A 2824-nucleotide genomic window follows, 5' to 3' on the forward strand; every position below is an offset into this window, starting at 1 on the left:
GGCCTGCTTGCCCTGCTCGATGAGCTGCTTGATGCCGTCGGCCACGTTGTTGGCCAGCACCACGTAGGAGCCGCCGTCGCCGTAGGACATCAGCACCCGTTGCAGCAGCGGCGGCGCGTTCTGCGCGGCGGTCTTCACGTAGACCGGCTCGACGTAGAGCATGCCGTCGCCGAACGGCAGGGAGAGCAGGTTGCCGTACTGCACCTGGGCCTGCTGGGACTGGAGCAGGTTGAGCTGCTGCCGGATGTTGGCGTTGTTCGTCATCGACTGGTGCACCTGCACCGGGCCGGAGATCCGGGTCTGGTCGGGCAGGTCGAGCACCTCCAGCCTCGGCTGCCCGTCCACGTACGACCCGGAGATCAGCGCCGCGAGGTTCTCCCGGCCGTTCGGGGTGACCGCCGAGGTGAGCTGGAAGCGCGCCGATTCCTGGCCGGGGAACTGCGTGAAGAGGTAGTAGGGCGGCTGCTTCTGGCCGGTGTCGGGGGCGTCCGGCACGTTCGGCACCTGCCAGAAGTCCGTCTCCGAGTAGAAGGCGCCCGGGTCGGTCACGTGGAACCGGGTCAGCAGGTTGCGCTGCACCTTGAACAGGTCGGCCGGGTAGCGGAAGTGCTCGGCCAGCTCCGCCGGGATCTCCGCCTTCGGCACCACCAGGTCGCCGCCGAACGCCTTGTTCCACGCCTTGAGCACCGGGTCGGTCTCGTCGAACTCGTAGAGCCGGACCGTGCCGTCGTACGCGTCGACGGTGGCCTTCACCGAGTTGCGGATGTAGTTGACGTTCTCCCGGGCGAGCTGGAAGGTGCCCCGCCCGGTCAGCTCGTCGGTGGTCTGCTCCTGGAGGTTGATGCGCTCCGCGTACGGGTAGGTCGCCGCCGTCGTGTAGCCGTCGATGATCCACTGGATCCGACCGTCGACCACGGCCGGGTACGGGTCGCCGTCGAGAGTGAGGAACGGCGCGACCTTCTCCACCCGGTCGCGGGGGTTGCGCACGTAGAGCAGCTTGGAGTTGTCGTTGACCGCGTCGGAGAGCAGGAAGTTCGACTCCTGCTCCTTGATCGCGTAGAGCAGCCGCCGGGTGAACGAGCCGATCTCGACGCCGCCCTCGCCGGTGTAGGTGTAGGACTCGCCGCCCTCGCCGACCGGACGGTCGAACTCGGCCTTCCGCTCCGGGTCGCTCTGGCCGACGATCGCGTAGTCGCTGGCGTCCATCCGCTCGCCGTAGTAGACGCGGGGCTGCTTGGCCGCGATCTGCTCGGTCTGCGAGGCGCACTGCTCGCCCGTCTGCTGGCCCTGCTCCTTCTGCTGCTCCTGCGGGTCGCCGAGGAAACCGGAGACGAAGAAGGGCTGGCCGCCGCAGACCACCCGGTTACCGGGCGCCGCCACCAGCCCGTAGCCGTGGGTGTAGACGGTGTGCCGGTTGATCCAGGTGTTCTGCTGGGGGGTCAGCTGCCGGTAGTTGACCTCGCGGAGGCCGACCACGTAGTCCTGCACCTTGCCGTTGACGCCGTAGCGGTCGACGTCCAGCTTCTCGCCGAAGTCGTAGAACTGCCGGACCTGCTGGCGCTGGGTGTACGTCTCGGAGACCAGTTGCGGGTCGAGCAGCCGGATGTTCGGCACCACGGAGGTGTCCGTGGCGAGGGTCGCCGGCGGCCTCAGGTTGCTCGCCGCGTACGGCGTGGTGGTGGCCGCCTCCAGGCCGAACGCCGCGCGGGTGGCCCTGATGCTGCGCTCGATGTAGGGCGCTTCCTTCTCCTTCGCGCTGGGCTTGACCTCGAAGGTCTGCACGGCCCAGGGGTAGACGCCGCCGATGGCGACGGCGGAGACGCCCAGCAGGGCCAGCGAGATGCCCGGCCAGACGAGGTTGCGCATCCAGGCGTTGGAGAAGACGATGATCGCGATCGCCACCACGATGGAGATGTACGCGAGGATCTCCTTGGCCGGCAGCAACGCGTTGACGTCGGCGTAGCCGGCGCCGTAGACGGGGCCGTTGCCGTACTCCAGCAGCATCGCGCGCCGGTCCAGCACGTACGCGAGCGCCTTCAGCAGGACGAAGACCGCGACGAGCGTGCTCAGGTGGGCCCGGGCGGCATTGGTCATCCGGTCGCCGACGCCCTGGAGCCGGACGCCGCCGAAGATGTAGTGCACGGCGAGCGCGCCGATCACGGAGAGCACCACCGCGGTGAAGCCCACCCCGAGCAGGTAGCGCAGGAACGGCAGCTGGAAGACGTAGAAGCCGACGTCGATGCCGAACTCCGGGTCCTTCACGCCGAAGTCCCCGCCGTTGCGGAAGAGCAGCCACTGGTTCCACCGGCTCTGCGCCGACAGCCCGGCGAAGAGGCCGACCACGGCGGCGACCAGCGCGATCCACAGGCCGAGCCGGGGGCCCAGCAGCATCCGGTAACGCTCCAGGGTGGCCTGCTCGGGCGAGTGCGGGCGCATGCGCGGGCGCAGCCGTTGGGCCAGCCAGAGGTTGCCGCCGACGATCAGCGCCATGCCCAGGCCGACGACGAAGAAGAGCAGCAGCCGGGTCGTCAGCACCCCCGTGAAGACCCCGGTGTAGCGGACCTCGTCGAACCACAGCCAGTCCGTCCACGCCTGGACACCCCAGCCGAGCAGGGTGAAGAGCACGAACACCCCGACCAGGACACCGATCGTGACGCGTCCGCGTCGGCTCATCCTCGGCAGGGGGCTGCTGCTCTTCATGACCACTGTTGGCTCCGCACGCTCGATGTGATCGGCTCCGACCAGGCACCCAGAGTACGGGGTGTTCCTGAACGGGTCGGTCCAAGGTCACAGGGCGTCGCGCCGCGCGGCGGAAGCGTCGACG

General features: G+C 68.8%; 1 protein-coding gene. It reads right to left on the reverse strand.

Features of this window, described 5'->3' with window-relative positions; all coding sequences use genetic code 11:
- Positions 1-2673 (reverse strand): UPF0182 family protein (locus tag AB0B91_RS64800; RefSeq protein WP_358342950.1); only part of this gene is annotated, 2673 nt, incomplete at its 3' end.
- Positions 2674-2824: the final 151 nt, after the last annotated feature.

Source organism: Nonomuraea sp. NPDC049141, assembly GCF_040648415.1.
Classification (GTDB): domain Bacteria; phylum Actinomycetota; class Actinomycetes; order Streptosporangiales; family Streptosporangiaceae; genus Nonomuraea.